The organism is Nesterenkonia ebinurensis, from assembly GCF_008711175.1.
Taxonomy (GTDB): domain Bacteria; phylum Actinomycetota; class Actinomycetes; order Actinomycetales; family Micrococcaceae; genus Nesterenkonia; species Nesterenkonia ebinurensis.
Window position 1 is genome coordinate 158890 of record NZ_VWNF01000047.1, and the last position, 22661, is coordinate 181550.

Genomic DNA, 22661 nt, shown 5'->3' on the forward strand with positions numbered 1-22661 from the left:
GTTCTTAGAGACTTAATTATATGCAAGGAGAACTCCCATGGATCCCATAGCAGGTGGCATTATCGCCTTATGTCTGGCGCTCCTTCTGCTGGGTGTGCACGTCGGGTTTGCCCTCTTGATTTCGGGAGGAGTCGGCCTCTTCCTATTGGCAGGCTTCGATACGGCTTGGGCCCAACTGTCGGCCATGCCTTATAGTGCGTCAGCAATAGAATCCCTTTCGGTTATTCCGTTGTTTATTCTTATGGGGATGGTTTTTTACCGGGCCGATTATACCAAAGAAATCTTCGATGTGGCCTTCCGCTGGGTTGGAGGGCTTAGAGGCGGAAGTGTGAATGCCACGACCTTGGCAAGTGGTATCTTCGGGGCTATTACCGGTTCGTCCGTGGCAGCGGCTGGTGTATTCAGCAAGGTAGCGCTTCCTGAAATGGTTCGACGTGGGGTAGATAAGCGTCTCGCAGCTGGAAGCATCGCAGCTGCAGGCACCGTTGCCAGCATGATTCCTCCCAGTATGTTGTTGGTGATGTACGGCATCATCACGGAGTCTTCTGTGGCGATGCTGCTAACTGCTGGACTGCTCCCGGGTCTTCTGACAATCCTTGTTTACTGCGTGGGCGTGAACCTCGGAGTGAGGCTCAAACCCGAACTTGCGCCGACAAATGATGAACGGTACTCCTGGTGGGAGCGCATCTCCTCGATGCGCAGTCTTTGGGGAATCGTCGTGATTTTCGCAATCGTCATGGGCGGAATATACCAAGGTTTCTTTACGGTAACTCAAGCTGCAGCTGTGGGATCGGCGGCTGCGATTCTCCTAGCAGTTGTCCAACAAAAACTTAAAGTAAAAGGACTACGCAATAGCTTTGTCGACGCTGCTGCTCAGACCAGCTCATTGATGATCATCATCGTAGGTGGAGCAGTATTCGCTCGATTCCTCAGCTATTCAGGACTCGTCTCGGTCGTATCCAGGACCCTTGAAGATGCCGGACTTCCCAGTTGGGTTTATCTCCTGATATACATCCTTCTCTTCATCGCCTTAGGGATGTTCCTCGAGGGATACTCGATGATGGTGCTTGCTTTGCCAATCATGTTCCCCTTGATGATGAACCTAGGTTTCGACCCCATTTGGCTTGGAATCATCACCGTGAAGCTCGCAGAGATCGGGTTGATGACCCCACCAGTGGGATTGAACGTCTTTGTTGTGAAAAGTTCCTCCCCAGTTCCTATCACGCTGAAGGAGACGTTCAGCGGAGTCTGGCCGTTCCTCGTCCTGGAGCTGGTAACTCTCACCATCCTGGTGCTCTTCCCGGCTATCGCACTGTTTCTGCCCGAAACAGCATCCTCATGATTCTCGGACCATAAAAGTATGACCACAGAAGCACCTACTCACAACGAGGGGACATTTCGGATTCAGCTCAGTTTAATTTCTTTGGGTGTGGCGGTCTTCACGCAAATTTACGCCATTCAGGGAGTGCTTCCGGAAGTGGCCCGAGATCTTGACATCACACCGGCTGATGCCGCGTTGACCATGTCGTTTGCTACTTCGGGAATCGCCGTAGGCGTTCTACCCTGGGCGTGGGCTGGGGACCGTTTCGGTCGTTTGCAGAGCATGCTTACCGCCGTCGGCGTTTCGACTGCGTTAGGATTGATTTCCCCCTTTTCACCGAATTTAGAGATCCTTCTATGTCTGCGCTTCTTGACTGGCGCCACAATGGCCGGAGTTCCCGTACTGACAGTCGCATATGTCCGAGAAAGCTTTTCGGGCCGCCGCGCTGCAACCGGGGCGGGCGCATATGTGGCCGGTATGGCAGTGGGCGGTGCGAGCGGGCGAGTTATTGCCGGACCACTGGGTCCGGAATTAGGGTGGAGGGGAGCAATCTTCATTCCGGCTTTAGTAGGATTGCTTGCAGCGATGATATTCGTATTTGCGATCCCTAAAGTTTTTTCGTCTCCGGCTTCACCGGGATTATCCCAGTTTAGGCGTTTAGGTTCGGCCTTGCGTGTACCGCAGCTTTGGATCCTCTACCTTCAAGCACTGCTCGTAACTGGCGTTTTTATCACCGTCTACAACTACCTGGGGTTCAGAGTGCAGTCGCCGCCATTCTCACTGTCCTCCACGGGTGCAGCGTTGCTGTTCCTTGCATATTTCTCTGGGATGATATCGTCCCGTTTCACGCCTGGGTTCTTGACCAAACATGGGCATCAAGCGACCCTGCTCATAGGTGCCTTGGGAATGTTTATTGGCTTAGGAGGTATGCTCACGCACATGCTGTGGCTGGTCGCCTGCGGGCTTGTACTTTACACCGCGTGTTTCTTTGTCGCACATGGAGCAGGATTAGCCACATTGGGGGAGGTTGCCGAAGCGTCCTATCGCTCCCAGGCCAGTGCCTTGTTCACCATCTGCTTCTATATTGGCGCAAGTTTCCAAGGATGGGTTCTGGGGATTGTTTTCGAGAGGTACGGCTGGAGTGCCATGAGCGCAGGAATTGCAGGTGCTCTTCTAGTCTGTCTCGCTATCTCTTTTGTGGGCCGGGGCTCTCGTAGCCCGTCATTTGCCCAATGGAGTCAGTAAATGCGTATATCGAGCATAAGTGTTACCCCTTTCAATATCCCGTATCACAGCCCGTTCGTTATGGCGAGTGGCGTCCTTACGGAAGCATCCCATGTTCTGATTGAAGTTTTTACGGACGAGGGAATTTCGGGTGTGGCGGAAGCGTCTTCCCGTCCAATGATCTACGGTGAATCTCAGTCCTCCATCCTTACCGCTATAAAACAGTGGTTTGAGCCGGCAATTGTAGGACTAAGCCCTTATGCCACTGGCGTGATTTGGGAGCGTATCTCCCGTGTGGCAGCCAATAACACCGCAAAAGGGGCGCTCGACATTGCTCTTCATGACCTTCGAGGAAAGGCTTCCTGCACTTCCACATGGAAGCTGTTGGGAGGCACCTCGCCTGAAGTGCGTGTTACTCGCATGCTCAGTCTGTCCTCTCCCCAAGAGACCGCCGAGGAAGTATGCGAAGCCATTGAGATGTTCGGTATCACATCATTCAAAGTAAAAGTCGATCACCATGTTCAAGCGTCACTCAAGACCGTAGCTGCTGTGAGGGAGGCGGCGGGAGTCGAGGCCCACATTTACGTTGACGGGAACCAGAGTATGAAGCCGGTGGAGGCTCTGTCATTGGCGCGAGGTCTTAAAGAACTAGGTATTGAACTGTTCGAAGAACCAATCGGTGCTACGGATTTCAGAGGACGAAACCGACTCACCGCCCATGGCATTATCGTTGCGGCCGACGAAAGCGGGCCTGACGTTCAAACAGCTCTGCTTCAGCTCAGGGAAGGTGGATGTACGGCAGCGATTGTCAAACCCGCACGCACCGGGTACACAGAAACGATGCGCATCTCGGCGGTTGCCCATGCTCTGGGGGCGAGGGTTCTCGTGGGAAGCCAGTCCGATTCGGCGGTCGGAACGATTACCAGTGCCACATTCGCCGGAGGTCTGGTGGAGACCGCGGGTGAACCAGCGGAGCTAGATTTTTTTACTCGACTGACAGATCAAGTGACAGTGGAACCTCCTTCTATCAAACAGGGACGCATTCACGTGAATACAGAAGCGTCCGGCAACGGGGTAACCATAGATCAGGAGAAGCTCGAGTTCTATTCACGCTGATCAGCTGCGACTCCCTGCCACCCTAGAGGAACTGCGGGCCCCGATTCTACGGTTTCGGGTGCACTACAACGCCTGGCGGACCAGCAAGCAGTGAATCCCGGCTACGGCCTGGGATCTGCTGGAGCATACCCCGGCCGCCGAGCCCATCGCCATGGAGGTGTTAGAAGCCAAAGCGGCTCATCGCAGATGACCCTTCTATAGATGTCAAGTGGTGTTTGGAGTCGGGTGTGCGCCGCTGAGTATTCGGTAGATTCTCCGGGCGAGGTAGCGTTTGAGGCATCTACGGATCTCTTTGGTCGTGCGTCCTTCAGCAACGCGTTTGGCGACGTAGGCGCTGGTCTCGACGTCATGGGCCATGCGGTTGATCGACACCATGTGCAAGGCCTTGTTCAAGCGGCGGTCTCCGCCGCGATTGAGGCGATGTCGGCGGGTATTTCCCGAGGATGCCGGGATCGGGTTGACGCCGGCCAATGACGCGAATGCCGCCTCGGAACGCACCCTGCCGGGATGTGACCAGGCGGTCAGGCAGATTGCCGCGGTGACTGGGCCGAATCCTTTCTCTGCTAGCAGTGGTGCGGCCTCGCTGACCTCGACGAGTTCCGTGATCTGGGTGAGGTTCGCAGTAAGGGTCTCATCGAGTTCGATGATGTGCCCAACGAGCCGGACCGCCTCCGTGCGAGCAACAGACAGGGCCAGGTCTTCGGCACGAGACCGCCACCGGGAGACCTCCGTGATCAGAGCACCGGTCAGTGACTTGCGGGCGTCAATGCCGAGATCGTTAGCGCGCAGCAGCGCGGTCAGTGTGTTCACCATCCGGGTGCGCTCATCGGTCATAGTCTCCCTGGCAGAGACGAGTACGCGAAGAGCCTGGCGGACGCCTTCGTTCAGGCGAGCTCGGCGTAGCTGCTCCTCGGTCAGCGGCAGGACGGCGGTGGCGATCCGGTGCGCATCGAGCGCATCGGACTTCCCGACCCCGCGGCGAGCTCGAGCACTCATCCGGGCAGCCTCAGCAACCGGGTAGCCCTGAGCGGTGATGGCCCCTGCGAGCACGGCCCCGTAAGTGGCGGCACCCTCGATCACCCACAGCGTGTCGGCATCACCTCCGGTACGGCGGCTCGCCCATGAGACGGCGCGGTTGATGCCCGCGCTGGTGGTCGGGAACTCACGAGTATCCAACAGCTCGCCGGTCGTGGTGATGACGGCGTAGACGTGGTTACGGGCATGGGTGTCGACGCCGACGACAAACGGATGTGAATGCGCGACGATAGTCATAGCGGTCGTAGCCTTCCTCTATCGGGACATACGGTCATGGCCACTGACGGCCTGTGCCAGTCTGGGAAGAGGTCACTTCGGAACAGCTCTGTGTCATCTGCGAGGCACCGCTACGGGGCCAAAGGGTGTATGAGTCACAACCACAGGACGGAACGGCCAGTACCTACCCTGCCAGCCAGTCCCAGACCAGCCACCACCAAGATGAACCGCCCTGGGTTTCTTGGAGACTCTGGTGTGTTCCGGGTTTGGTGGTGTGCCCGGGTTCGGCGGCGTCTCCGGTCAATACAGCTAGCAGACGGCGGGCGTAGCGACCCGCTGCCGAACACCTCGGTTTGGCCTCTGGTGGTCCACCTCCTTCACGGGAGGTGACACCGTGACCGAACACACTTCACCCGCCGGAAGCAACGATGCTCCGACACAAACTGGCTCGGCCAGTCAGGATCTCGATACCCCAGAGAGACTGAGCAGTTCGCGGTCGGCGTCGAGCCTGACTGCGAGACCGACGCGCGCCGTCTGATCCTTAGCGGATGTGATGCGGGTGAAGGGGCTGAGGGTGATCTGCTCGAACGCTGCAAGCACCGCCTCCTCCACAAGGCTTTGGATTTCAGTGGCGCGGATCGAACGGTGACACCCGCCCCGCACGGTCTGCACACACTGGTACACCCCGCCCCGGTGAATTATCGCCCGCCCACAGTCAGAGCAGCGAATCAGGCCCGAGAACGGATACAGCCGCTTCGCAACGCCGCTGCCGGGCTGATGGAAGTTCCTGACCTTCTTCCGAGCGTCGAAGACATCGGAGACGTGCTGCCAGGTGTCCTCGTCCAGGATCGCGGGCCACACCGCCTCGACCTGCATCTGCGAGGTCTTGGAGCGAGTGCCGTCCGGGAGGATCGGACGGTACTCACGTACGCCTTTGATGGAGGGGTTGCGGAGCATCAGTTTGGGTGCCCTGTCCGACCATGCGCATCCGTGGGTGGTGAGGATGCCGCGCCCGAGTCCGTACGAATCCGATACAGCGACTCACCCGCCAGCACCCGCTGAGCTGCCTCGGCTACCATCGGCCCGGTCACCGAGTCGATGACGAGAGCACCGCTGACGGCGCGGTAACCGAAGGGCACACGACCACCGTGCCAGGTGCCCTCAATGGCCTGCTGCTTCGCCGCCCGCGGGGCTGATGCAGGAACGGGTGACAGGTTGACCTGCCCTATGGTTTGGTTACCTAAGGTCATGTAGCGCTCAGGCCATGAGGGGTGTCACGGTTGAGCGTAGTTCAAAGTCCGCAGGGCAGAGGTAACCCAGCCCTGAGTGCCGGCGCTTGCGGTTATGAAATATCTCGATGTAATCGAAGATCGCGTTGGCCAGTTCGATCCGAGTTCTCCATCGCTGCCGGTTCAGCAGCTCGATCTGCATCGAAGACCAGAAGCTTTCCATCATGGCGTTGTCCAGCCCATCACCGATGGTGCCGAAGGAAGGCATGAGCCCGGCCTGGCGGATTTTCTCCCCGAAGGCCCAGGATGTGAATTGGGTACCGTGATCGGCGTGAACGATGCCACCAGGGCCCGGCGTCCGCGCTTTGAGCGCCATGTCCAGAGCATTGAGCACCAGGGTCGTGTTCTGCTGGCTGTCGATGGACCAGCCCACGACTTTTCTGCTGTAAGTGTCCATCACCGCACAGCAGTAAATCTTGCCCTCAGCCGTGGGGTGTTCAGTGATGTCGGTGACCCAGAGCTCATTGGGCTGGATGCGGTGGAACTTCCGGTTGACCAGGTCATCTGCGGTCACCACCCCACGTAGTCGTTTCGTTCTTACCGGGCCAGGAAGCCCGTAGATCCCTGCGTTGTGCATCAATTTGAAGACCAGTCGTGAACTGACGGAGACGCTCATTCCCATGGTCAATTCCGCGTGGACGCGCCGGTAGCCGTAAGTGCCTCGAGAGGCGGTGTGAACTTCTCGGATGAGGCCGGTGAGCCATTCTCGTCGCATCTGCGAAGGCGCAGTAGGACGACGTAGGTACCTGTAGTAGCCAGGCTTGCTGACGCCGAGGATGCGGCAACAGGTGAGCACGGGGAACCCGGCGGCGACCAGGGTATCGATCACCGGGTGAACCCTTTTGGGTGGGGTGCCTCCTCACCCAAGAACTTTGAAGCGATCTTCAGGATTTCAAGTTCTTGTTCCAACTCGCGGATGCGTTTACGAGCCTTGCGCAGCTCGGCACTCTCCGCGGTGGCGATACCGGGGATCTCTCCCTTGTCGATTCGGTCCTGACGGACCCAACGCCGCAGCACAGCATCACTGATCTGAAGATCAGCTGCCACCACAGGGACTTTTCGGCCCGCACGCACTAGCGCGATCGCACGGTGGCGGAACTCAGCAGGATAGGCTTTCGGCATTTCTCAGATCCTTCCGATGAGGACCTGAACGCTACACCTGAAGTGGTAACCCCCGGGTAGGGCAGGTCATAGCGAGTCAACCACCCCTGCATCAGCCCCGGCGGATCACCCGCCGCACCCGCCGCACCCGCTCATCCGCTCATCCGCTCATCCGATGGCAGCGTGGTCGTGCGCTGCTTGAACGCCGAGGTGTCGTTCTTTCGGAACACCACCATTACTTCCCACCCGTGGGCGGCGGCGTAGGCACGGCAGTCGGCCTCCTGCCGGTCAACCCCACGCTCTGTGCCCCCAGGGTCATCGCTGATCCGCACATACACCGCCGCCCGCGCTGACAACGCCGATCCCATAGCCTGTTCGTGCTGTTCGTGGCCCATCTCTGGCCCCACCTTCCTACTCGTGTGAGAGGTAGGTGCGTTTACAGAACCTCGGCTAGTTTGCTGTACCGGATTCCGGTGCTGTTTCCGGGCTGCGCGAGATTTTAGCGACGATATCGGGCACATCAACTGCGTAGCTAGTCAGGAAAAGAGACGACGACGCCGGGGAGAGGCGGAGTCAGAGGGAGCGAGCCGGGCACCGCCGCAACACCTGGCGCAGGAAGCAGCGGGGCTGTGACAAAGCCCCAGCACGCCGAGAGAGCGGAGGCTGCTGAGAAAGCGCACAAGAAGAAAGGAGGGGCGTCCGCCGCAGCCTGAGACCGGGGATGCACCACGGGGCAAGGCGCGTTAGGCAGGAAGGGACGAGGGCGCCCTTCTAGGAGCGGGACTGCTGGGCAGAGTGCGGGTCAGCGGCGGGCTCGGCGTCCACGGCTGTCTCAGGATCAGCAGCCGGGCCGAAACGGGCTTCGGCCGCGGCAGTGCGCGCATGCTGCTGGGCCTCAGAGATGCTCGCCGGGGTGATCTCACCGGGGAACTCAGGCTCCTCCTCGGCCAGCTCGGCCTCCACCTGACTGCGGTACTTCATCTTCCGGGCCCGCTTAGCCATATCCCGGACCACAAAGATCAGCAGCACAACCACCAGCAGGGTGAACAGGAAGCCCTCGATGCCGGGAGAGATCTGCTCCTCGGTGAGCCCATCGCGCAGGTCCGGGGTCTCACCGCCGCCGCCGCCGGGCCACCACTGGGTGCCGGCGGAGATCAGCGCATCGAAGGAAAGAGCCACAGACCCAGTCTACTCGCTTTGCGCGGTGCTATGCGGGGCCCTCTGAGGCAGGGGACCGACACCTGATATCTGGGTCCCACTCAAACGCATTGCGTCTGTGTGGGCCATGTCAGGCAGGGAGAGAAGCCGCGCCAGAAAGCCCAGCGACCGAGCCGAACACCGAACCAGTGCCTGCGCAGCTCAGCGCAGCCCGCTGAAGAGATCGTACTCGGGGAAGGCCGTCTCAACCTTGGAGTCCACCAGCACGAAGTCGTCATAGGGCCAGACCTCGCGCAGGAAGTCATTGGGGGTGGCGAAGAAGAATCCTTCCGGCTCCACCTGGGTGCGGTGGGCGCGCAGTGCGGCGTCGCGGGCCTCCAGATAGTCACCCACCGGCACCTGAGTGGTGACCTCGTGGGTAGTCAGCCAGTCCGGACGGTCGCCCTCCTCCCAACGAACCAGCCGCTCCTCATAGGGAGATTCGATGCCAGCCTCCACCAGCGCCCAGTGCAGGGCGCGCAGCCGCCCGGGATTGAAGGCGCGGTCGTAGTAGAGCTTCTGGGGTGCCCAAGGCTCACCGCAGCCCGGGTAACGCTCCAGGTCGCCAGCGGCGTGGTAGGCCTCCACCGCGATCCGGTGGCTCATAATGTGGTCGGGATGCGGGTAACCGCCGGATTCGTCGTAGCAGGTAACCACATGCGGCCGGAGCCTGCGGATCAGCCGTACCAGGGGCGCTGTGGCCTGCTCCAGCGGCAGGGTGGCGAAGGACCCGAACGGCAGCGGGGGCATGGGGTCGCCCTCCGGCAGCCCGGAGTCACAGAACCCCAGCCACACATGTTCAATACCCAGTGCCTGCGCCGCCTCAGCCATCTCCACCCGGCGCACCCCGGGGAGGTCCCGGTGGCACTGCTGGATCTCTCCGGCCGCGGGATTCAGCAGGCTGCCCTCCTCGCCCCCGGTGGCGGTGGCCACCATGACCTGGGCGCCGGCCTCCACATAGGCGGCCATCATCGCCGCCCCCTTGGAGGACTCGTCATCAGGGTGGGCGTGCACCGCCAGCAGCCGCAGCCCTGCGGAGTCCGGCACCCGGCCGGGCACCTGGGGCGCCTGCCGGGCCAGCTCAGCGGTGGCGGCATCGTGCTGGGAGCCTCCGGCCGGAACGGAGACGGCATCGTTGTGCGGCAGCGTGGTCTCTGACATGAACACCTAGAATAGTGCTTTGTGAGCCTCTCCGATTCCACCGGTCACACTGGGACCTCTGACCTTGCTACCCGATACGGCGCTGGCCGGGGCAAGATGTCCCCTGCGGTGCAGAGACTGCTGGTGATCGGCGCCCTGGCGGTGGCTGTGGCGACCACGGTGTGGTTCACCATCAGCATGAACGTGGGGCGCCTGGAATACCAGGAGGTGGGCTACACGATCGAGTCCGACACCCGCGCCAGCGTGGACTTCGAGGTGACCAAGGACTTCGAGGCCACCGCCCAGTGCATGCTGCATGTGCTGGACGACTCCTATGCGATTGTCGGCGCCCGCATTGTGACTCTTGGCCCGCATGAAGGCAGCTCTGAGGCTGACCGCAGCCAGTACTACAGCTCTCAGCTGCGCACCGAGTACCGGGGTGTCACCGGGATCGTGGACTCCTGCTGGTTGGTTGACTAGAAAGTACGACGACGACGCCTGCTCAACTGCCTGCCCGGGCACCTGCCTGCTGTTCACAATGGGCGCAATACTGCTTGGACCGTTGAGATTCCGGGCCAGCAGGCCTAGTATGTTTCAACATGCAACTACCCCGCCAGGGATACCCCGGCGGGGTCTGTATTTAGAGAAGGCCCTAGGAGAATCTGTCGTGGCGACTAACACCCCCGAAGCTGAAGAGACTGGCCAGTGGCTCTCACAGGAGGCCTATGACCGCCTCTCTGCGGAGCTGGAGCAGCTCAAGGGCCCCGGCCGGCAGGAAGTGGTTGACCGGATCGCCTCTGCCCGGGAGGAAGGCGATCTGAAGGAGAACGGCGGGTACCACGCCGCCAAGGAGGAGCAGGGCAAGATCGAGGCGCGGATCGCCTATCTCTCACACCTGCTGGAAAACGCCAATGTGGGCGGTACTCCCCCCGACGACGGGGTGGTGGAGCCTGGCATGCTGGTCAAAGCTAAGGTGGCTGGCCGGGAGATGGAGTTCATCTTCGGCAACCGGGAGATCGCCGGGGACACCGATCTGGCTGTCTACTCCGATGCCTCCCCCATGGGTGAGGCGATCGGCGGCGCCAAGGAAGGCGATAAGGTCAGCTACACCGCCCCCAACGGCAGTGAGATCGAAGTCGAAATCCTCTCCGCACAGCCATACACCGGATAAAACTCAGCTGGGAGCGAAGCAGGAGCCCTGACCTGACCTCAGGACCCCGTCCAAACGCCCTGCGGTTGGGCAGACCACCTCAGCAAGCAGCGCCTTCAGCGCGAACGGCGCAGCCGCCGGGACAAACTCAGTTCATGACCAAAGGCTCGTAGCCCTCGGCGCGCAGAGAGTTGAGCACCAGGGCGGAGTGCTCAGTGCCCTTGGTCTCCATGTTGATCACGATGGAGACATCGCCCATGGAGAGCTCCCCGCCGATCCGTGAGTGATCCACGCCGATGACATTGGCGTCGGTATCGGCGATGATCCGCGAGATGATGGCCAGTTCCCCGGGCCGGTCCTTAAGCATGAGCTTCACGGTGAGGAAGCGATCGGCAGCCGAAAGTCCGTGCTGGATCACCCGGAGCATGAGCATGGGGTCGATATTTCCCCCGGAGAGCACAGCCACCACGCTCTCAGGCCGGATGCCCAGTGTCTCAAGCTTGCCCTCCATCAGAGCGGCCACACCCACCGCTCCGGCCGGCTCGACCACCAGCTTGGAGCGTTCCAGCAGGAAGATCAGCGCTTTGGCGATGGCATCCTCACTGACGGTGACCACTTCATCGACCAGCTCTTTGATGATCTCGAAGGGGATCTCACCGGGCCGGCCCACGGCGATGCCGTCAGCAATGGTGCGCACCACCTGCAAGGGCACCAGCGCGTCTGCGGCCAAGGAGGGCGGATAGGCGGCGGCGTTTTCAGCCTGCACACCGACCAGCTTGATCTCGCGCCCCTGTCGGGCGGCCTCCTGCTTGAGCGCCACAGCTGAGCCGGCCAGCAGGCCACCGCCGCCGATACCCATAATCACCGTGTCTACATCGGGCTGCTGTTCGAGGATCTCCAGGCCGATGGTTCCCTGGCCGGCCACCACATCGGTGTGGTTGAACGGGTGGATGAACACCGCACCGGACTCATCCGAGAATTTCTGGGCCGCAGCCAGGGCCTCATCCACATTGGAGCCGTGCAGCACCACCTCAGCGCCGTGGTCCCGAGTAGCAGCCAGCTTGGGCAGCGCCACACCCCGGGGCATGTAGATAGTGGCCTTCACGCCGAGTTTCTTGGCCGCCAGCGCCACACCCTGGGCGTGATTGCCGGCGGAGGCCGCCACCACTCCGCGGGCTTTCTCCTCCTCGGTGAGCCGGGCCATGCGCACATAGGCACCACGTACTTTGAAAGAGCCGGCCCGCTGCAGGTTCTCGGCTTTGAGATGGACCGTGGCCCCCAGCATCCGGCCCAGCGCCCGGGAGTGTTCCATCGGAGTATCGACGATCACCCCTTCGAGCAGTTCACGAGCAGAGCGCAAATCCTCCAGCTGGACGCTGAGCTGGCGGCCCGGGCGGACATCGGCGGCAGCATCAGTCATCGTCTGCGGGGCTCCTCCTGCTCCGGGGCTTCAGGACTCGCAGCGGATTCTGTGCGGTCCTCGGCGGCGGGCACCGGAGCAGCCGCCAGCTCAGGCTCATCGGCGTCGTCGTGATCAGTGCTCTTGCTGCGCCCGAAGCCGTGCTTACCCGGATCCAGGCCGGGGATGGTGTCGAAGATGCGCTCCTTGAGGGTGCGCAGGCTGGCCTGCTCCTCGGCCTCGATGATCTCACGCTGGGCAGCTCGGCGCAGGGCCTCCTCCTTCAGTGCGCTCTCCATCTCAAGGGCCTCGGAGTCCCCGCGCCACTCCTCCTTATTCAGGTACTCAATGGCTCGTTTGATGAAGGCCAGCACCGGCACTGCGAACAATGCTCCGATGATGCCCAGCAGGGTGGTGCCTGCGGTCACTGCGAGCACCACGGCGAGCGGGTGGAGCTTGACGGCCTTGCCCATGATGATCGGCTGGAGCACGTTGGACTCCAGCTGCTGGACGGCGATGACCACCGCGAGCATCCAGAACGCGGTGATGAAGTCATGGGCCACCCAGGCCAGCAGCACAGCGACTGCGCCGGTGACCACCGCACCGACGACTGGGATGAATCCGCCGAAGAACACCAGCACTGCGATGGGCAGAGCCAGCGGGACGTCCAGGATCACCGCGCCGATGTAGATGCCGACGGCGTCCACAAAGGCCACAAACACCTGGACCCGCATGAAGGTGCCCACTGACTTCCAGCCGCGGCGGCCGGCGCCGTGGATGGCGGGGCGGTGCTTGGCGGGGGCGAAGAGCACCAGGGAGTTCCAGATGGTCCGCCCGTCGGAGAGGAAGAAGATCAAGGTGAACAGCACCAGCACGGCACCTACGCCGAAGTTGGTGGCCGCGGAGCCGAAAGCCCCGGCTGAGGACATGATGGTGTCCTGGTTGTCCTGGACCCAGGCGATCAATTCGTCGATGGCCTGGTTGAACTCATCGGCGGAGACCTCGATGCCGAAGTCCTGGAGGGTCTGGTCGGCCCAGTCGATGAGCTCGTAGATACCGGTCTCAATCTGCTCAGCCATTTCGGCGAAGCCTTCGACGATCACATTGCCGACCTGGACCAGGATGGCCGTCACCGCGCCGAGGAAGACCACAATGGTGGTCATGGCCGCCAGGATCCGCGGGAATTTGATCTTGACGAAGACATTGTGCAGCGGCTTCAGCAGAGTGGAGAGCAGCCCGGCGATCAGCAGCGGGATCAGCAGCAGCATCACATGGCCGAGCAGCCAGATGGCTACACCGGCTGCGATGAGGATGATGATGATCCGCCATGACCATTCGGCCGCGATCCGCACTCCCCAGGGGATGTCCTCGCGCATACGCTGTTCGTCGGCCTCTTTGGAGGGAGCCAGGGCGCCCTCGCTGACTGGAGGAACGGACTCCTCGGCAGGCGGCTGGGCGGCAGCGTAGGTGGTAGTGGATTCGCCGGTGCTCTCCGGCGCAGAACCAGTGCTCATAGGCCCTATCTTGTCACGGTTGAGGCAGCAAATACGTCAGAAGCGGTCCGCCGGAGACCGGCGGACCGCTTCTTTGCGCAGAAAGGATCAATCCGCCATAGAGCGGACAATCGCGATAATGCGGAGGATCTCGATGTAGAGCCAGACCAGGGAAACAGTCAGGCCGAAGGCTGCTGCCCAGCCGAACTTCTGCTCCACACCTGCCTTGACGCCCTCGTCGATGTTGGTGAAGTCAAGCACCAGGGAGTAGGTAGCCAGCAGGATGGCGAAGGCGCCGATGGCGATGCCGATCCAGGGGCTAAACTCGGTGCGCAGACCGAACATGGAGCTGGTGCCGCCGAAGAGCATCAGCCCGAAGTTGAACAGTGCGAAGATCAGGTAGGCGCCCAGAGCGATCATGAACATCTTGTTCAGCTTGGGAGTGGCGCGGATCTTGCCGGATTTGAAGGCCACCAGCACGCAGCCGAAGACGATCAGCGTGGCGGCCACAGCCTGGAAGGCGATGCCGGGGAACTGCAGCTCCAGCACCCAGGTGATCGCACCCAGGAAGAAGCCCTGGGTGGCGGAGTAGGCCAGGATCAGACCGGGGTTGGGCTCACGCTTGAAAGCGTTGACCAGCCCGAGCACCAGGCCGGCCAGCACGGCGACGATGGCCAGTCCCATCACCACACCGGGCATCATGGTGGCCAGGGTGACAGCTGCACCGGCACCCAGGAGCACCACGGCGAAGGAAGTCACCGTCTTGCGGATGACGTCGTCGTAGGTCATCGGGGTGCCCTCGAGGCCAGCGTGAGCAGGCATGTTGTACTGCTGCTGGAGCTGGTCGGGACCGGGCACTCCGTGCTGCTGGGCGTAGGTCTGCTGGGTCTCTTCACGCACGGTGCCGGCGTTGGAGTCCATGTAGAACCGGCGGCGCTTATCCGCGTTGAACTGGTCAGGCATAGCCCCGGACCGGAAGACCGGGTTGGACGAGTTGCCGAATTGCATGGCCATATGGGTTCCGCTCTCTTTCTGTGGGTTCGTCAGTGACGGCGAATCCGTAGCTTGCACCTAGTCTAACGGAATTCAGACCTGGTCGATTCCGCGGGCGCTCAGCGCGCGTCCGGTATCCCTGGCCCGCTCCACCGCACCCAACAGCAGCGGTACGGTGCGCGCCCGCAGACTGCGCTCCAGCCCACGGGCGGCGGCCTGCTGCCCGGCCTGGTGGAACTGGTCGGCCAGGAAGGGGATGGAGCGCAGCATGATCAAGGCTGCCAGTGCTGCCCTGCCGGGACGAACACCGAAGATCTTCAGCGGGGTCAGCAGCACCCGAAGCACTCCGACCAGTTCTACCGGCTCGGTGGTGAGAATCAGCAGCTGGGCAGCCAGCAGGGCGGCCAGGATTCGGCTGAGCACCTCAACCGCGGTAAGCGGGTCGTTGAGCAGCATCTGCAGGACGATCAGCACCAGCAGCAGGAGCCAGAGCCGGCGCAGCAGCGCAAGCAGCATCCGCAGCGGCACCTGGACTGCCAGGGCAGTGAGCAGAACCAGAACGACGCCGCCGGCACTCACCACTGGTTCCCGGACCACCAGAATCACTGCAGTGAAGACGGCAAGAGCAGCGACCTTCAGTCCTGCCGGGCTGCGGTGCAGGAGCCCGCTTCCCGGGGCGCGGCGACCCAGCACCTGCTCCCTGGCACGGAGTCGCCGTGGACGGCGTCGTACTCTCATGCTGTGCTGCGACTGCGGTAGGCGGTGATGATCTGCTCCGGCTCTCCGTCTGCCGCGATTCTGCCGTCCTCGACCAGCAGGGTGCGTTCGGCACCAGCGGCCAGCTCCAGGTCGTGGGTGGCGGTGATGGTGCAAATGCCGTGGGCGTCCTCGAGTCTGCTGACCATGCTGGTGAACCGTGCTGCATTGGCCAGATCAAGCAGAGTGGTGGGTTCGTCCAGCAGCAGGATCTGGGGCTTGAACACCAGCACGGTGGCCAGGGCCACCAGCTGCTGCTGACCGGAGGAGAGCTCCTGGGAGCTGCGAGCGGCCAGATCAGCAATGCCCAGTCCGACCAGGCAGTCCTGGGCGATACGACGGCGCTGGTCAGCGTGACCGATGCTGCGGCGCAGGGAGAGCTCCACATCCTCCAGCGGGGTGGGCATCACCAGCTGAGCGGCCGGGTTGGAGAAGACGAATCCGGCGCGCTGGCGGACCTGCCGCCCGTGCTCCACGGTGTCCAGCCCATCAGTGGTGACGTAACCCTCGGTGGGTTCGACCAGGCCGTTGACTAGCTGCAGCAGGGTGGATTTTCCGCCTCCGTTGGGGCCGATCACGCTGATCCGCTGCTCACTGAGATCCAGCTGCGGGACCTCCAGCAGCAGCCGGCCGGCTGCCAGGACGCGGACGTCCCGGAAGCTGATGGTCTGCGGGGACTCTGTCACGGCAGAAGACTCTATACCGGCGGCTGAGCTCACCTACCGCACCAGGATCCAGGGTGCGGCCCGATGGACCAGGGCAGCGGCTGCGGCAGCGGTGAGAGACTTCACCACATCGCCAGGCCAGAAGACGATGTCCATGAAGAAGGCCTCCTGCAGGCTGACCTGCAGATTGAGGCTCATCCCGAGGATTCCGGCAGGATGGGTGACGAGGATGCTGCCTCCGATCGCGGCAACGAACAGCAGCGGCACCCACCAGCGCGGCGCCGCCCGGCGCACTACGACCCGAGCGATGAATCCGGTGACCAGTGCGGTGATCGGGAAAGCCAGAAGATAGCCCGCCGAAGGGCCGGCGAGCACTCCGAAGCCGCCGGCGAATCCGGCGAAGATCGGCAGCCCCAGAAGTCCCAGCACCACATAGAGCCCTGCGGCGGCCAGCCCGCGCCAGGGACCCAGCGCCAAGCCTGTCAGCGCCACGCCCATGGTCTGCAGAGTGATCGGCACCCCGAAGCTGCCCACCGGGATGGGCGGGGCGAAGGCGAGCACGGCGATCAGTGCAGCGAAGACTCCGATCAGCGCGATGTCCTGAGCGGAGTTTCCGCCACGGGTGCGGCGCTGCGGGTGCTTGCTCTCGGCTGCGGAGATCACAGTGTCAGCGCTCTGCGGCTGCATCATGGCTCAAAGTCCTCTCATAGGCCAACTGTGGAATATCCTCAAGCCTAATACTTTTTGAACACTGTTCAAACTACTACTGAGGGCAGGCTGCCCCAGGTTTACCCAGCACTTGTTTCATCTCGGCGGCATTATTTGGGCTTGAATGAAACACCTGGTGGGTAAAGTTGTGAGGTGCTGCTCAGCTCGCAGCCAAGCAGTTTGCGCAGCCCGGCAGCGTAGAGCTCCTCAGCATTCTCCCCCGCTGTGCCGAAGAGCTGGGCGTTCTGCTCCACCGCCAAGGCGCCCAGAGCATAGCGCATGAGCTGTCCGGCAGTCGCCTGGGCTGCGGCGGCGTCGTACCCGGTGCTCGCCAGCGCCGACTGGAGTGCCTGAACTGGGGGCAGCTGTGGATCCAAGGCATAGGCGATCAGCACAAGGTCCGCGCCGTCACGGACGGGCAGCACGGCCTCGCGGAGCCGGTGCATCAGGACCATGGGTGCGGCTTGGGCCTCGCGGAGGGGCTCCAGCATACGGTGCGCCACCCGGTGCAGCAGCTCCTGCTTACTGGGTACGTGGTAGTACAGGGCACCAGGTGCCACGTCGAGCTCTTTGGCCACCCGGCGCATGGAGACATCCTGGAGCCCGTAGTCCCCCACCAACTGATGGGCAGTCTCCACGATCTCCGCCGCCGTCAGTGCCATCCCTCCAGCATACGGGCGCGTTCACACCGGGTTGGCCCTGCTCTACGGGGGCTTTACATGGCCCGGCCCAGACTGGAACCACGATCTGCCGGGATGACTCTGCGGCAGCACGGATGAGGAGGGCCTCCGGTAGTAACTCGATACAGCATGACTACGGGAGCGGACGCGCTCAGTCTCCCGGCGACCGGCTGCGGCGGGCCGGCAGACGACAGTAACGGCACAGATTACCCGACTACAGAGGCCGCTGCCTCGCCTCATAAGGTCGACGACGCTGCACAGGAAGCTGGTGATGCCCCCTGAGCCTCACATACGGCGTACGCCCGCCGCCGGAAGTGAACGGTCCCCCTGGTGGGACTCGAACCCACACTGTATCGATTTTAAGTCGACTGCCTCTGCCGATTGGGCTACAGGGGGTTGACGGCCCTGTGCGGGCATCTGTCTGCGCTCACCTCGGTCGCTGGCCCACGATGGCCGCTTCCCTCAGCTCGCTTGGCAGCTACCCCACTCAGAACCGCCGAAACTTGCCTATTTCTTTGCTTTCTTCTTGCCGCCGCCGGCGGCCTCGAAGAACGCCTTGGTGGGGTTCTCCAGATCGCGCAGCGGAGTGACGTCGCGGCCGAAGACCAGCTCGTTGACCCATCCGCCGACCACCCGAGCCTTGCGCTCGATGGTGGGGATGGCCATTCCGTGGTAGCCGCGGTGTGCGGCCCAGGCCAGACAACCCTTGAGTTTGACGCCCATCGGATTGCCCACGCCTTTGTAGAGGCCCAACCCGGCCACTGCACCCAGCGACTCGTGCTTGTACTCAGCCACCTCTCCGGTGCCGTAGCGCACGGCGAAGAGGTTCTTGGCCAGCACCTTGGCCTGTCGGGAAGCGTGCTGGGCGTTAGGCACGCAGAACCCGCCGGGGCCTGCACCGGTGAGGTCCGGGATGGCGGAGATATCCCCCGCGGTCCAGGCGCCCTCGACGACGTCGCCCTCCTCGTTGAGGATCTGCAGAGTGGCTGAGCCGGTGATCCGGCCGCGTTCGTCCACCGGGAAGGACGAGCTGCGGGCCACTGCGTTGGCAGCCACACCGGCGGTCCACACCAGGGTGTCGGTGCCGAACTTATCCACCTCGGACTTATCCGCCATGGAGATCAGGGTCAGCTCGCCGTCCACTGCTGAGCTGAGCGAGGTGTTCAACAGCACCTCGATGCCTCGGGCGCGCAGATGCTCCACCACACCCACCGCCTGGTCCTCGGAGACCTCCGGCATGATCCGGCCCATAGCCTCCACCAGCACGATGCGCACATCGGACTGGCTCAGCCGGGGGTTCTGACTGACCGAGGCGCGAATGATGTCTTCCATCTCGGCGATGCACTCGATGCCGGCGAATCCGCCGCCGACCACAGTGAAGGTCAGCGCACGGCGTTTGGCCGCCTCATCAGTAAGCGCCGAGGCGGTCTCCAGCCGCTCCAGGATGTGGTTGCGCAGCCCGAGTGCCTCTTCGATGGTCTTCAGACCGATGCCGTTCTCGGCCAGGCCCTCGATGGGGAAGGTGCGGGTGGTGGCCCCGGCTGCCATCACGATGTCCTGGTAGGGGATCTCCACCGATTCGCCCTCGTCGAGTCCCACCACGGCGGTCTTGGCCTCGTGATCCACCGAGGTCACCTTGCCGGTGATCACTTCGGTGTCCTTCAGGTGGCGCCGGTGCGGGACCACCGCGTGGCGGGCCTCGATGTGCCCGCCGACCACCTCGGGGAGGAAAGGCTGGTAGGTCATATAGGGCAGTGGGTCCACCAGGGTGACCACACCACCGGTGGCCTTGACCTTCTTCTGCAGCTGCTGGGCCACAATGAGGCCGACGTAGCCGCCGCCGACGATCAGAACACGGGGTTTCTCTGAGAGCTTGAGTGCCATGGGCTCCATCCTATAGGGGTTCGGGTCAGGACTGACTGCGTCGGGAGATCAGATGAATTGCGGCCAGTGTCATCAGGATGACCACCACCATGCCGCCGGCTGCCAGGGTCACCGGCCCGGCCCAGTCCTGCACGGAGCGGACCTCAGCGGCCCTGGGCAGCTCGCGGGGCTCACCTTCGGGCCCAGCGATCACCTCGGAGTCCTCAGGGATATCGGCACCATTGCCGTTCTCGCCGCCCTCGGCGCGGCGGTGCACCCTGATCCAGTCAGCCAGGGTGTCATAGTCGTCTGCGTTGAACTCCGGAACATCGCCGTTGACGGCTTCGCCCACGTTGAGCACACCGTAGCCGTATTCGGGGTCGATCCCTTCAGCCCCCTCGGAGTCTGCCGAGGTCAGCAGCCGGTGCTTGACCTCCGAGGCGGAGAGCTCGGGGTGTGCGGCCATCACCAGTGCGGCGGCCCCGGCCACGATGGGGGTGGCGCCGGAGGTGCCGGTCCAGGTGGCATACCCCTCCTCCGGCACCGCCCCGACCAGTGGTTCGGAGGCGGCAGCGATATCCACCGCGATGCCTTGTGAGGAGGAGTCCTCACTGATGTTGCGGTTCTCATCCACCCCGGCCACAGTCAGTACCCCGGGGATGGTGGCCGGGGCCCCGACCGACCAGTGCCCTGCCGCGCGGTTGCCTGCGGCAGCGATCACCAGCACATCGTTCTCCTCGGCGTGCATGAAGGCCTCGTCCCAGCTCTCCGGCCAGTCCTGGACCCCGGAGCCGATGGACATATTGATGATGTCTGCCCCGTTGTCCACCGCCCAGACCACGGCCTGGGCAATCTGCTCCTCGGTGCCTGGCCCGTGGGGGTTGGGGTCCTCCAGCACCAGTGAGGCGGAGATGATGGTGGCCTCCGGAGCCACACCGACCACACCCACCGGGCGTTCGTTCCAGGGCACATCGGGGGCTTCGGGCTCCTCCGGCTCCTCGATCTCGAGCTCATCCTCCATGCCGGGGAAGGTGCGCTCCTCGTAGAACTCGTCGAGCAGGTCCTCGTCGATGACCTCTTCCCAGTCCTCCCCGTACATCTCCTCCAGGTCGGCCATGAACTCGTCGAACCATTCATCCCATTCCTCCTGGGACATATCGTCAAAGCTCTCCGGCTCGATCACCTCCGGGGCAGGGAACTCCTCACCCCGGCCCACCGCCAGTGAGGCGACCAGAGTGCCGTGCTCGGTGCTGGTCTGCTCCACCGGCCCCCCGGATCCGTCACCGCCGCCGGAGACATCAGTTCCCCCGGTCATCGCCCCGTTGAACCCCGGGTGGGAGCTGTCCACTCCGGTGTCGAGGACCGCGATGGTCACGCCCTCACCGCGGGTGGTCTCCCAGGCCTCGGTGACCCCGTAGTCCTCCAGCCAGTACTGGTGCTCGCGCACCTCCACAGCATGGGCGGGTGCGGCCATCAGCGGCGAGAGGACCAAAGCCGCCGCGAGACCAACAGCAGGGAGACGGCGACCGATGGAGCCGAGCGAAGACTCGTGCTCACGCGGAGTCTTCCGAGACCCTACTGAGCCGAATGAAATGCGGCGCTTGCGGCGCAATTTCTGAGGCGACTGAGGGTTGCCCCCAATGTGAGCAGGCGATTGAGGGAATGAGCACCGAAGGTGCGAACGCCGTCTGCTCATTTCTCTGCCCCCGTATTCTCCAACTGTGTTTGGGCCACTGACATGGCAAGCCCGTCAAGGATGTCGTGCTCCGAGGCGATTGCGGTGGTCACTCGGTTGTCGGTGATTTTATTGATGTAGTCCAGAATGGTTCCCCAGATCAGTGCGCCGGCGCCGATCACGTCTACCCGACCCGGATGCATGAACGGCATAGTGGTTCGCTGGGTGCGGGTGCTGTGCACCAGTTGGTCCACCGATTGGTGCACGGTGTCCAGCAGGAGCTCGGTGCCGTTGATGGTCTCGGCGTCGTAGTCCTCAAGCTTCAGAGCATGGGCGGTGACCGTGGTGACCGTGCCGGCCACCCCCACCACTGCCTCAGTCTCATGCAGCGGCATCACCTGGGCCACGTCCTCTAAGAAGCTGAGGGTCTCGAAAACAGCCATGGAGCATTCGGTCTCCGCGGGCGGGTCTGAGCGCATATGCCGCTCGGTGAACCGTACACAGCCCATATCGGTGGAGATGGCGTGCTCAGCTCCGGCGGAGGTACCCAACACGAACTCGGTGGAACCGCCGCCAAGATCCACCACCAGCACCTTGCGCTCCTCGTCCCAGTTCAGCACGCTGGCTGCACCGGCAAAGGAGAGTCCGGCCTCCTCGGAGCCGCGGATGACCTCAGGCTCCACGCCCAGCCGGTCCTTGACACCTGCGATGAACGCCTCGCGGTTGCTCACATCTCGGGAGGCCGAGGTGGCCACGAACCGTACCGCCTGCACCTGGTGGCGGCGGATCAGTTCGGCATAGTCCTCCACTGCGGCGAAGGTGCGCTGAAGCGCCTGGGCGGAGAACTCCCCGGTCTTATCCACCCCTTCACCCAGCCGTACTACGGTCATTCGGCGCACCACATCGGTGACCGACCCGCTGCCAGGCAGGTCCACCTCGGCGATGAGCAGGCGGATGGAGTTGGTGCCGCAATCAATGGCGGCCACACGTTGTGGGGCCTGGGCTGGCTCACTCATGGGATTTCTTCTCTCTCCTGGAGGTGGCGCACATGGCGGGAGAGGTCCTCGGTGGGGATCTCGGCGCTGTGGTCCCAGGCCGTCTCACATGTGCAGGTCTGCGGGGTCCACTCAGAACTGATCCGCTCCAGGGTCTCATCCCCCAGGGGGTTGACGCCCGGGCCGGCGGCCAGGGCGTGCGCGGCCAGCACATGGAGGCATTTGACCCGCTCAGGCATCCCCCCGGCACTGATTCCTTCGATCTCCCACACCGGGTCCAGCCCCGCCTTGCCGCGGATCCGCTCCCGCTCCGCCAGATAGTGCTGGTGAGCCTGCCGGTACTGGCCGGCCAGGGCGTCGTCGTCCTTCAGCCGCTGGGTCATCTCAGCCATCACCCCAGCTGCCTCGAGCCGGGAAGCAGCGGCTGTGAGAGTGGGATGAGTGAGGTAGAAGGTGGTGGGGAACGGGATGCCGTTGGACAGTCGCGGTGCTGTGGCGGCCACCAAGGGACTGCCACAACGGCAGCGGGCGGGAATCTCCACCACATCGCGCACCGGACGGCCCAGCTGCAGGCTGAGCGTCTCGAGGTCCTCACTTGTGGGGATCGACGGGTCGGCGGCAGGGGCGCGGTTCACAGCAGGTAAG

The 22661-nt window shown here is 62.9% G+C and carries 21 protein-coding genes, 1 tRNA gene and 1 pseudogene; 5 read left to right on the plus strand and 18 right to left on the minus strand.

The genetic code is table 11. The features are described 5' to 3' along the window. The first annotated feature begins 37 nt into the window (after positions 1-37). From F0311_RS15140 to F0311_RS15150, 3 genes are read left to right on the plus strand one after another with little or no spacing between them, the layout of a single operon-like run. On the plus strand, positions 38-1342 hold the full coding sequence (locus F0311_RS15140; RefSeq protein ID WP_150462773.1) for a TRAP transporter large permease: 1305 nt from the start codon (positions 38-40) through the stop codon (positions 1340-1342). A gap of 18 nt (positions 1343-1360) precedes the next feature. After that, positions 1361-2566 carry an MFS transporter gene (locus tag F0311_RS15145; RefSeq protein WP_150462774.1) on the plus strand — a complete coding sequence of 402 codons (1206 nt, stop codon included), beginning with the start codon at positions 1361-1363 and terminating at the stop codon, positions 2564-2566. Further along, entirely contained in the window at positions 2567-3661 is a 1095-nt protein-coding gene (locus F0311_RS15150) for a mandelate racemase/muconate lactonizing enzyme family protein (protein ID WP_150462775.1), read from the plus strand. Between the two features lie 204 nt (positions 3662-3865). Here the strand turns inward: F0311_RS15150 and F0311_RS15155 are convergent, their stop codons facing one another. From F0311_RS15155 to mca, 6 genes and pseudogenes are all read right to left on the minus strand, one after another. After that, complete coding sequence (locus tag F0311_RS15155; protein ID WP_150462776.1) at positions 3866-4933, minus strand: IS110 family RNA-guided transposase; 1068 nt, start codon at positions 4931-4933, stop codon at positions 3866-3868. A 435-nt stretch (positions 4934-5368) separates the two neighbouring features. Further along, positions 5369-5917 carry a recombinase zinc beta ribbon domain-containing protein gene (locus F0311_RS15160; protein WP_449580830.1) on the minus strand — a complete coding sequence of 183 codons (549 nt, stop codon included), beginning with the start codon at positions 5915-5917 and terminating at the stop codon, positions 5369-5371. 252 nt (positions 5918-6169) lie between these two features. After that, positions 6170-7323: pseudogene (locus tag F0311_RS15165) on the minus strand (IS3 family transposase). A gap of 131 nt (positions 7324-7454) precedes the next feature. Beyond that, positions 7455-7697: a recombinase family protein gene (locus F0311_RS15175; protein WP_150462780.1), complete on the minus strand. Its 243-nt coding sequence runs from the start codon at positions 7695-7697 to the stop codon at positions 7455-7457. Between the two features lie 376 nt (positions 7698-8073). Beyond that, the gene (locus F0311_RS15180) at positions 8074-8481 is read right to left on the minus strand and encodes a hypothetical protein (RefSeq protein ID WP_150462781.1); all 408 of its coding nucleotides are present in this window, start codon (positions 8479-8481) and stop codon (positions 8074-8076) included. A 180-nt stretch (positions 8482-8661) separates the two neighbouring features. Then, positions 8662-9558, minus strand: coding sequence for a mycothiol conjugate amidase Mca (gene mca, locus F0311_RS15185; protein WP_396897455.1), 897 nt, complete (start codon positions 9556-9558; stop codon positions 8662-8664). A gap of 123 nt (positions 9559-9681) precedes the next feature. Here mca and F0311_RS15190 point away from each other — a divergent pair, with 123 nt between their 5' ends. Next, entirely contained in the window at positions 9682-10119 is a 438-nt protein-coding gene (locus F0311_RS15190; protein ID WP_150462783.1) for a DUF4307 domain-containing protein, read from the plus strand. 187 nt (positions 10120-10306) lie between these two features. Beyond that, positions 10307-10810 carry a transcription elongation factor GreA gene (greA, locus tag F0311_RS15195; RefSeq protein WP_223881404.1) on the plus strand — a complete coding sequence of 168 codons (504 nt, stop codon included), beginning with the start codon at positions 10307-10309 and terminating at the stop codon, positions 10808-10810. A gap of 127 nt (positions 10811-10937) precedes the next feature. On the opposite strand, the gene ilvA is transcribed toward greA, so the two are convergent. From ilvA to F0311_RS15255, 12 genes are all read right to left on the minus strand, one after another. Next, complete coding sequence (ilvA, locus tag F0311_RS15200) at positions 10938-12209, minus strand: threonine ammonia-lyase (protein ID WP_150462785.1); 1272 nt, start codon at positions 12207-12209, stop codon at positions 10938-10940. Continuing rightward, on the minus strand, positions 12206-13702 hold the full coding sequence (locus tag F0311_RS15205; protein ID WP_150462786.1) for an AI-2E family transporter: 1497 nt from the start codon (positions 13700-13702) through the stop codon (positions 12206-12208). The genes ilvA and F0311_RS15205 overlap by 4 nt, the downstream gene beginning before the upstream one ends. A gap of 87 nt (positions 13703-13789) precedes the next feature. Next, positions 13790-14695 (minus strand): Bax inhibitor-1/YccA family protein, encoded by a 906-nt coding sequence (locus F0311_RS15210; protein WP_223881405.1) that lies wholly within the window; start codon positions 14693-14695, stop codon positions 13790-13792. 72 nt (positions 14696-14767) lie between these two features. Next, positions 14768-15412 carry a CbiQ family ECF transporter T component gene (locus F0311_RS15215; RefSeq protein ID WP_150462787.1) on the minus strand — a complete coding sequence of 215 codons (645 nt, stop codon included), beginning with the start codon at positions 15410-15412 and terminating at the stop codon, positions 14768-14770. Then, a complete protein-coding gene (locus tag F0311_RS15220; RefSeq protein WP_223881406.1) occupies positions 15409-16116 on the minus strand; it encodes an energy-coupling factor ABC transporter ATP-binding protein in 708 nt (235 codons plus the stop codon). Before F0311_RS15220 ends, F0311_RS15215 begins: the two co-directional genes overlap by 4 nt. Before the next feature lie 33 nt (positions 16117-16149). Further along, positions 16150-16785: a biotin transporter BioY gene (locus F0311_RS15225; RefSeq protein WP_223881407.1), complete on the minus strand. Its 636-nt coding sequence runs from the start codon at positions 16783-16785 to the stop codon at positions 16150-16152. Positions 16786-16913: 128 nt separating this feature from the next. Next, positions 16914-17465: a TetR/AcrR family transcriptional regulator gene (locus F0311_RS15230; RefSeq protein WP_150462789.1), complete on the minus strand. Its 552-nt coding sequence runs from the start codon at positions 17463-17465 to the stop codon at positions 16914-16916. 340 nt (positions 17466-17805) lie between these two features. After that, positions 17806-17879: transfer RNA gene (locus tag F0311_RS15235), tRNA-Leu, on the minus strand. A 111-nt stretch (positions 17880-17990) separates the two neighbouring features. Further along, complete coding sequence (locus F0311_RS15240; RefSeq protein WP_150462790.1) at positions 17991-19367, minus strand: NAD(P)/FAD-dependent oxidoreductase; 1377 nt, start codon at positions 19365-19367, stop codon at positions 17991-17993. Positions 19368-19392: 25 nt separating this feature from the next. Beyond that, on the minus strand, positions 19393-20820 hold the full coding sequence (locus tag F0311_RS15245) for a S8 family peptidase (protein WP_150462791.1): 1428 nt from the start codon (positions 20818-20820) through the stop codon (positions 19393-19395). 218 nt (positions 20821-21038) lie between these two features. Further along, positions 21039-22037 (minus strand): Ppx/GppA phosphatase family protein, encoded by a 999-nt coding sequence (locus tag F0311_RS15250; protein WP_150462792.1) that lies wholly within the window; start codon positions 22035-22037, stop codon positions 21039-21041. Beyond that, positions 22034-22651 (minus strand): DUF501 domain-containing protein, encoded by a 618-nt coding sequence (locus F0311_RS15255; protein WP_150462793.1) that lies wholly within the window; start codon positions 22649-22651, stop codon positions 22034-22036. Before F0311_RS15255 ends, F0311_RS15250 begins: the two co-directional genes overlap by 4 nt. Positions 22652-22661 lie beyond the last annotated feature (10 nt).

What these genes read in the sequence shown, in the direction of transcription:
- ilvA (WP_150462785.1), bottom strand. Translation starts at nt 12,209, where the DNA reads ATGACTGATGCTGCCGCCGATGTCCGCCCGGGCCGCCAGCTCAGCGTC.
- F0311_RS15175 (WP_150462780.1), bottom strand. Translation starts at nt 7,697, where the DNA reads ATGGGCCACGAACAGCACGAACAGGCTATGGGATCGGCGTTGTCAGCG.
- F0311_RS15210 (WP_223881405.1), bottom strand. Translation starts at nt 14,695, where the DNA reads ATGGCCATGCAATTCGGCAACTCGTCCAACCCGGTCTTCCGGTCCGGG.
- F0311_RS15245 (WP_150462791.1), bottom strand. Translation starts at nt 20,820, where the DNA reads ATGGCCGCACCCGCCCATGCTGTGGAGGTGCGCGAGCACCAGTACTGG.
- F0311_RS15225 (WP_223881407.1), bottom strand. Translation starts at nt 16,785, where the DNA reads ATGATGCAGCCGCAGAGCGCTGACACTGTGATCTCCGCAGCCGAGAGC.
- F0311_RS15250 (WP_150462792.1), bottom strand. Translation starts at nt 22,037, where the DNA reads ATGAGTGAGCCAGCCCAGGCCCCACAACGTGTGGCCGCCATTGATTGC.
- F0311_RS15150 (WP_150462775.1), top strand. Translation starts at nt 2,567, where the DNA reads ATGCGTATATCGAGCATAAGTGTTACCCCTTTCAATATCCCGTATCAC.
- F0311_RS15140 (WP_150462773.1), top strand. Translation starts at nt 38, where the DNA reads ATGGATCCCATAGCAGGTGGCATTATCGCCTTATGTCTGGCGCTCCTT.
- F0311_RS15230 (WP_150462789.1), bottom strand. Translation starts at nt 17,465, where the DNA reads ATGGCACTGACGGCGGCGGAGATCGTGGAGACTGCCCATCAGTTGGTG.
- F0311_RS15240 (WP_150462790.1), bottom strand. Translation starts at nt 19,367, where the DNA reads ATGGCACTCAAGCTCTCAGAGAAACCCCGTGTTCTGATCGTCGGCGGC.
- F0311_RS15205 (WP_150462786.1), bottom strand. Translation starts at nt 13,702, where the DNA reads ATGAGCACTGGTTCTGCGCCGGAGAGCACCGGCGAATCCACTACCACC.
- F0311_RS15215 (WP_150462787.1), bottom strand. Translation starts at nt 15,412, where the DNA reads ATGAGAGTACGACGCCGTCCACGGCGACTCCGTGCCAGGGAGCAGGTG.
- F0311_RS15155 (WP_150462776.1), bottom strand. Translation starts at nt 4,933, where the DNA reads ATGACTATCGTCGCGCATTCACATCCGTTTGTCGTCGGCGTCGACACC.
- F0311_RS15145 (WP_150462774.1), top strand. Translation starts at nt 1,361, where the DNA reads ATGACCACAGAAGCACCTACTCACAACGAGGGGACATTTCGGATTCAG.